At 40.1% G+C, this 6,380-nt stretch carries 8 protein-coding genes and 2 tRNA genes; 5 read left to right on the forward strand and 5 right to left on the reverse strand.

The annotated features are described in order from the left end of the window. Positions 1 to 324: 324 nt before the first annotated feature. From QZT26_RS15795 to QZT26_RS15815, 5 genes are all read right to left on the reverse strand, one after another. Positions 325 to 777 carry a PEGA domain-containing protein gene (locus QZT26_RS15795; RefSeq protein ID WP_099326009.1) on the reverse strand — a complete coding sequence of 151 codons (453 nt, stop codon included), beginning with the start codon at positions 775 to 777 and terminating at the stop codon, positions 325 to 327. Positions 778 to 793: 16 nt separating this feature from the next. Continuing rightward, positions 794 to 1,279: a metallophosphoesterase gene (locus QZT26_RS15800; protein WP_099326010.1), complete on the reverse strand. Its 486-nt coding sequence runs from the start codon at positions 1,277 to 1,279 to the stop codon at positions 794 to 796. 261 nt (positions 1,280 to 1,540) lie between these two features. Beyond that, positions 1,541 to 1,633 (reverse strand) — tRNA-Ser (locus QZT26_RS15805). A 124-nt stretch (positions 1,634 to 1,757) separates the two neighbouring features. Then, a tRNA-Ser gene (locus tag QZT26_RS15810) sits at positions 1,758 to 1,847 on the reverse strand. A gap of 3 nt (positions 1,848 to 1,850) precedes the next feature. Continuing rightward, positions 1,851 to 2,258 (reverse strand): bifunctional nuclease family protein, encoded by a 408-nt coding sequence (locus QZT26_RS15815; protein WP_099326011.1) that lies wholly within the window; start codon positions 2,256 to 2,258, stop codon positions 1,851 to 1,853. Positions 2,259 to 2,655: 397 nt separating this feature from the next. Here QZT26_RS15815 and QZT26_RS15820 point away from each other — a divergent pair, with 397 nt between their 5' ends. From QZT26_RS15820 to sppA, 5 genes are read left to right on the forward strand one after another with little or no spacing between them, the layout of a single operon-like run. Further along, positions 2,656 to 3,495, forward strand: a complete 840-nt coding sequence (locus QZT26_RS15820) for an undecaprenyl-diphosphate phosphatase (protein WP_099326012.1) — start codon at positions 2,656 to 2,658, stop codon at positions 3,493 to 3,495. Next, on the forward strand, positions 3,492 to 4,202 hold the full coding sequence (locus QZT26_RS15825; RefSeq protein WP_099326013.1) for a CPBP family glutamic-type intramembrane protease: 711 nt from the start codon (positions 3,492 to 3,494) through the stop codon (positions 4,200 to 4,202). The genes QZT26_RS15820 and QZT26_RS15825 overlap by 4 nt, the downstream gene beginning before the upstream one ends. A gap of 10 nt (positions 4,203 to 4,212) precedes the next feature. Then, the gene (locus QZT26_RS15830; protein WP_099326014.1) at positions 4,213 to 4,818 is read left to right on the forward strand and encodes a flavin prenyltransferase UbiX; all 606 of its coding nucleotides are present in this window, start codon (positions 4,213 to 4,215) and stop codon (positions 4,816 to 4,818) included. A 38-nt stretch (positions 4,819 to 4,856) separates the two neighbouring features. Then, positions 4,857 to 5,147, forward strand: a complete 291-nt coding sequence (locus tag QZT26_RS15835; protein WP_099326015.1) for a MazG nucleotide pyrophosphohydrolase domain-containing protein — start codon at positions 4,857 to 4,859, stop codon at positions 5,145 to 5,147. Between the two features lie 6 nt (positions 5,148 to 5,153). Then, positions 5,154 to 6,242 (forward strand): signal peptide peptidase SppA, encoded by a 1,089-nt coding sequence (gene sppA / locus QZT26_RS15840; RefSeq protein WP_099326016.1) that lies wholly within the window; start codon positions 5,154 to 5,156, stop codon positions 6,240 to 6,242. The last annotated feature ends 138 nt before the right edge of the window (positions 6,243 to 6,380 follow it).

Consider the following 6,380-nt stretch of genomic DNA (forward strand, 5'->3'; position numbering starts at 1 on the left):
TTTCTTGACCTTCCCATCCTCACGGTACGATTCCCGCAGAAGGGTAGATCGATAGATTTTTTTACCGGATTTTGACTTGTTCTCTACAATATGCATGTCCACCATTGTACAGATAACAACCATTATCCGTCAAGTATATTGTCGTATAATAACAATATATTAGTGACTACATATTTATTAAAAATACAGCCTTAACAAACTATGTATTAAGCACTTATGCGTTTTGGCAGGGGTGAACATCCGTTACAAACAGACCGCCCCTAACAGGGCTACATGGTATTTTTTCTATCCCGGGAATTTTTCAAAAAACTAAAGTGTTACAATTTAATGGGAAGTATGCTGAAATAACTGTTCTTTTAATTCTGATGCATTCTTCAGGAGTTCCTCTTTGTGTTCTTCCACAGGTCTTTCTTCCACCGGTTCCAGTTTATAAAGGAAATAATGTGCATCTTCAATTTTTATAGGGAGAATGAGTTCTGCGAAAAAATCCAGAGGTACATATTGATAATAGGGTGTTTTGATTTTTTCATAGACAGTGAGCCGTTTTGCCAGCAACCTGCCGTCTATGTCTGTTTTTTCCAGGGAAAATTTTCTGGTTCCGTAATAGGTGAATTTTGTGGTCACCGGAGTTTGCCCGATAGGTTCGTCGTCCAGATAAACCGTTGCTCCGGGAGGTTCTGAATCAATGGTGATCGTACGAAGTACACAGCCGCACAAAATTGAGCTGGCGGCTATGCAGGGCGCAATTGATTGAAAGATTATTTTGAAAAATTTCATATATTTTAAGTGGTTGTTAAGATGCCGGTGAAAGATCGACTATCTCCGCATGGAATGTTTTAAGATTTAATAAAGCTACGGTACTTTTGCCGCTGACCCAGCCACAGCATTCTCCAGGGTTTATGTATAATGGTTTCCCTCTGGAAATTTCCGGCGTATGCGTATGGGCGCTTATAATGATGTCAATATTTTCAATATTCACACTGCCGGTTAACATTTCAGGCATATGTGACACAAGGATTGTTTTTCCGTCTATGGTAATAGTATATGGCGGAATGTGGATATCGTTGCAGACGCCAAGCAAGCCCTTTTGTTCGCCATCATTATTGCCAAACACCCCAATAAACCGGGCTTTCACATGCATCAATTCTTTCAGGGAAAATGGGGCGACAAAATCGCCTGCATGAATGATATATTCTAAATCCTGTGTATTAAAAAAACGAACAGCTTTTTTGATTGCTGGAATATTATCATGCGTATCTGCAATAATTCCGATTTTCATACAGATAAGGAGGGAATGTTCATTCTGAAGAAACGCAGCATAATGGTGTTTTTCTTAATGCCAGGGTTTCTGAGGAATGTTTTTCTTTTTAGAAAAATGCCGTAACCAAAAAGGCTTTAACTGCAAAGTACACAAAGAAAATCTTACAAATAAAAAAGGGTTTTGCCTGGCAATACTACCTGTTGCGCCAAAGAACAGGGCAATCGCCTGCTAACAAGCCACACGTAAGGTAATACAGGAATTAACAGGGCATATAGTATATGGCGGAGAGGCCGGGATTCGAACCCGGGGTAGGGCTTTAGACCCTACAACGGTTTAGCAAACCGTCGCTTTCAGCCGCTCAGCCACCTCTCCGGTAATAGTTTTATGTATTGGAATTATTTAATAAAATAATAAACCGCTGGTTTCTTACTTGTTATCAGGAATAACGCCAGCGGTTGATATAAAAACTTCCATCAGTAAAGTTAAAACTGAAAAATGGCGGAGGGAGTAGGATTCGAACCCACGGAAGGCTTACACCTCCTGCAGTTTTCAAGACTGCCGCCATAGTCCACTCGGCCATCCCTCCGTTTTAAAAACAGTCTTCTGTTTTGCAGACTTCTTCCAATACCTTGCTTGCAACAAAGATAGGTGTATTTTTCTGCATAGCCAGCGCTACTGCATCGCTAGGCCTTGAATCAATTTCAATGATATTTCCGTCTTGTCGCAATACAATTTTTGCATAAAAAGTATTATTTCTCAGATCGCTGATGACCACCCGCTCTACGTCTGCATTAAGACTTTCTATAATTCTTGTAATTAAATCATGCGTCAAAGGGCGTGGGGTACTGATTCCCTTTACTGCGCGGTCAATTGCCCATGCTTCATTAAGGCCAATTATGATGGGAAAGCTTCTTTTCCCTTCCAGTTCTTTTAACACAATGACCTGATGATCACTTGTTTCAGTGATTACAATTTTTGAAAGTGATACGGGAATCATTGGCCACATCCTCAAGATAAACTTCTGTTTAACCGTAAATTACTGCAATACGGCAAACCGCAATAGGCATTTCAAAAATTGTAGCACATCGACCCCTTTTGTCAAATAATTTTTAATTACAAGGAGTTTCAGGTAATAAAAGTGGGCAGGTAGGGTAAAATAAGCTGCAATCGGTAGTCGGCAAACTGCAGGCTGAGGATTGAGGATTGTATTTGGGCGTTAAATGAAACGTTATTGACAGCCTTCCGACTGGCTGATATACTGGCAAACCTTTATTGTATTACCCGGTAAAAGTTTTTTTATTTGTAAGTTTTTCTTTATATTCTTTGTGGTTAAACCTTTTTTAGTTGCGGCTTTGCTGCGATATGAATAATGGATATTAAAAGCGAGAAATTGTATGATTGAACATATTGTCCTTGGGATAATCCAGGGTTTAACGGAATTCCTGCCGGTAAGCAGCTCCGGTCATCTGGTTATCTTAAAAGATTATTTGCAGGTGAAAGAAACCAACGGCGTCCTTTTGGAGGTGGTGCTGCACCTGGGCACATTGCTTTCTATCTTTGCTGTTTTCTGGAAGGATATTCTGGAAATCTTTCGCGGGACAATTATTTCCACGCTAAAACTATGTTCCGGATGTCGTCCAAAGGAAATTTGGGCGGAGGACCAATACACACGGTTATTTATGTTAATTCTTATTGGAACTATACCTACCGGGATCATTGCGCTGTTATTTGAAGATATGTTTGAGTCATTATTTAATGAACCACTTCTTGCTGCGGTTGCAATTCTTATCACAGGCCTCATTCTGTGGTTGACAAAATTCATTGGAGTAAAAAACCCTGGCGGAAAGCCGTTAAATGTGTTACGCGCTTTGGTTATAGGCGCTGTACAAGGGATTGCAATTATTCCGGGCATTTCCCGTTCCGGCCTGACAATCTCGGCGGCTTCCTACATGGGAGTTAGCCGTGAATCAGCGGTTCGGTACTCATTTCTTCTCAGTATACCTGCGATTGTTGGCGCGGTGATTCTTCAGGCACGAAAGATAGATGTTATGCATGATAAAAACCTTATCCCTCTGGCTGCCGGCGCCGGCGCGGCCTTTATCGTAGGATATCTTGCCTTGCAATTCCTTATAAAAATTGTACAAAGAGGCAGATTGTATATGTTTGCATATTATTGCTGGGGTTTTGGGTTTGCAGCGACAATCTCTTTTTTCCTGAAATCTTTTTATCAATGAAGAGTTTGTATTTTTCCCGTTCGAAACGTCTTGCAAATAGTTTTGTATTTATCTTGCCCTTACTTATTCTCTATGAAGCGGGGATTGCATTTTACGGCTCAGCATTAAAAAACACCGCAGATACCATCACAAAAACACCATTAACACTATTCGGCAAAAGCGGGTCGCTGGTATTCAATCTACTGGTAATAGTGTTTCTTCTGGTAGCGGTATTTTATATTGAAAAAGAACATAATCTTAATGTATTTCTGTACTTCCCGATGTTCATTGAAAGTGTTGTTTATGCCCTGTTTATTGGTTATGTGGCTGGTTTTGTAGTATATAAGGTGTTATTTCCGTATTTGCTTGCTATGCCCTTTCATTGGGAGACAGGAGGAGGAATACTCCTTTCAGTAGGCGCCGGCGTTTATGAAGAAATAGTTTTCAGACTGTTGCTTGTTTCTGCTTTCTATTTATTCATAACAAAAGTACTAAAGGCAAGCAAACCGCTTAGCGCCGTAGTGAGTATTATTTTCAGCGCGCTGATATTTACGATTATGCATTATATCGGAGGTTTGAGCGGCGCGTTTACCTATACAAGTTTCATGTTTAGAATGCTATCCGGTATAATATTGGCATGTATTTTTATGTTTAGAGGGCTTGGTATTGCCGTTTATACTCACGCAATATATAATGTACTTGCGGTGTTAAAATTGTTTCAGGGATAAGGAATTGTGTGTGGAAAATATTGTCGTTGGAATTACTGGCGCAAGTGGTGTTGTGTATGCACAACGGCTTTTGCAGGTGTTAAGTAAAAATGATATTTCACTCCATATATCAATTTCCGACGCCGCATTTAAGGTGATACACCATGAATTGGGCATTGATTTGCCTTGTGAAAAACCAAATTATGATGCGTTATTAGGGCGCTCCGCGAATAATATAACGTATTACAATAACTCGAATATCAGCGCAACGATTGCCGGCAGTCAATTTCCTGTAAAAGCAATGGTTATTGTTCCGTGCAGTATGAATACACTATGTTCTATAGCATGTGGGATTGCGAGCAACCTCATTCAGCGTGTTGCAAACGTAACGATAAAAGAAAGAAGAAAGCTGATAATGGTACCCCGTGAAACGCCTTTATCGTCGATTCATTTGGAGTCGATGCTGAAACTGTCTTCAGCAGGAACGTGTATTTTGCCGGCAATGCCGGGTTTCTATCACAATCCGGGGACAATAGCCGATCAGGTGGATTTTGTAGTTGCCAAAATATTGGATATGCTGGAGATAAAACATTCGCTCATACCAATATGGCAAGGCGAAAATGATGATACGAAATGAAACAGGTAATTTTGGTAGTTTTTTTTGATATCTGATGTATGAATATTAGTAAATTTCAGAAGCTTATTGAAGAAATGTATCTGGAGAAAGATTCGAAGCGGGGCTTGGCAAAGACCTTTATGTGGTTTACCGAAGAGGTTGGAGAGCTTTCGCGCGCTTTGAGAGACAATAATAAAGAAGAACTGGAAAAGGAGTTTGCCGATGTGCTTGCATGGCTTTTTTCCCTGGCAAGCATATCAGGAGTTAAAATGGAAGAGGCAATTGCTAAATATACTACCGGTTGCCCTGTGTGTGGAAAAATTCCCTGTATGTGTGAAGAAATAAGGTAGGGTTAAATGTCAGAAATAAATAATACCGTTTTGCCAAATGGAATAACCGGACCGTTTGTCTATATTAAAAATAAAAGGGGCGCCGGTTTTTGGGTAGCCACCGGCCTTGCGACATTCTTCTTTTTATGTACTCTTTTTTCGTTTCTGCTGTTGATTGGGTCGCTTATGATGGGCAAATCGATTATTGCAGGCGGTGCTATGGACAAAAAATATGTCACAGAAGAGATAGTTGAAGGAAGTGGTGAGAATAAGATTGCTGTTATTTCTGTGAAGGGGATTTTGACAAATGAGACTACTGGAAATCTTTTTATAGAAAAACCGAGTATTGTTGAAATCGTAAAGGAACAACTGGAACATGCGGCAAACGATGTTCAGGTCAAAGCGGTTTTGCTTGAAATAGAAAGCCCGGGCGGGGGCATCACGGCAAGTGATATTATGTATCATCAAATTATAAAGTTTAAGAAGAATACGCAGAAAAAAATAGTGGTATATATGGAAGATATTGCCGCTTCGGGGGGATATTATATTGCCTCTGCGGCAGATTTTATCGTTGCTCACCCTACGACCATTACAGGAAGCATTGGCGTAATTATGCCGTTAATAAATATTTCGGAATTTATTAACCGTCATGGTGTTGTCGATAATTCAATTGCATCAGGGGATATGAAGGAAATCGGGTCTCCTCTGAAACAGATGACGGAGGAAGAAACCGAAATACTCCAAAATATTATCAACGAAATGTACATGCAGTTTGTTGAAGTTGTTTCCATCGGGAGAAATCTGGACGTAGAGGAGGTAAAAAAGATTGCCGACGGCAGAATTTATACAGGGAAACAGGCCCTTGAAGCCGGTTTGGTTGACAAGATCGGTTATTTGGAAGATGCGATTGGTATGGCAAAAAAGGCATCAGGTATTGATGAAGCAACCATAGTAAGATACAAAAGACTATATGGGTTTGCAGAATTGTTTGGCCTGCTATGCACGAAACTTTCACAAAAAAACACAATTACATTAGATATTTCCCGCTTTCCGGAGCAGAGCCAGAGCATCACAAAACCAATGTACCTCTGGAATGGTAGTTCGAGGGGTAATTGATTTTCAAACAACCTAGCGCGGCCTTTGGCCGCAACCAAAAAGGTGATTTTTAGTTTATTATAAAGTATAGTAGTATCCTCGTAAATAGTAATCAGACAATTTGGAGGACACTACTTATGAATAAGTTGATGGAATTAT

Origin of the sequence: uncultured Candidatus Kuenenia sp. (assembly GCF_900696675.1) — a bacterium.
Taxonomy (GTDB): domain Bacteria; phylum Planctomycetota; class Brocadiia; order Brocadiales; family Brocadiaceae; genus Kuenenia; species Kuenenia stuttgartiensis_A.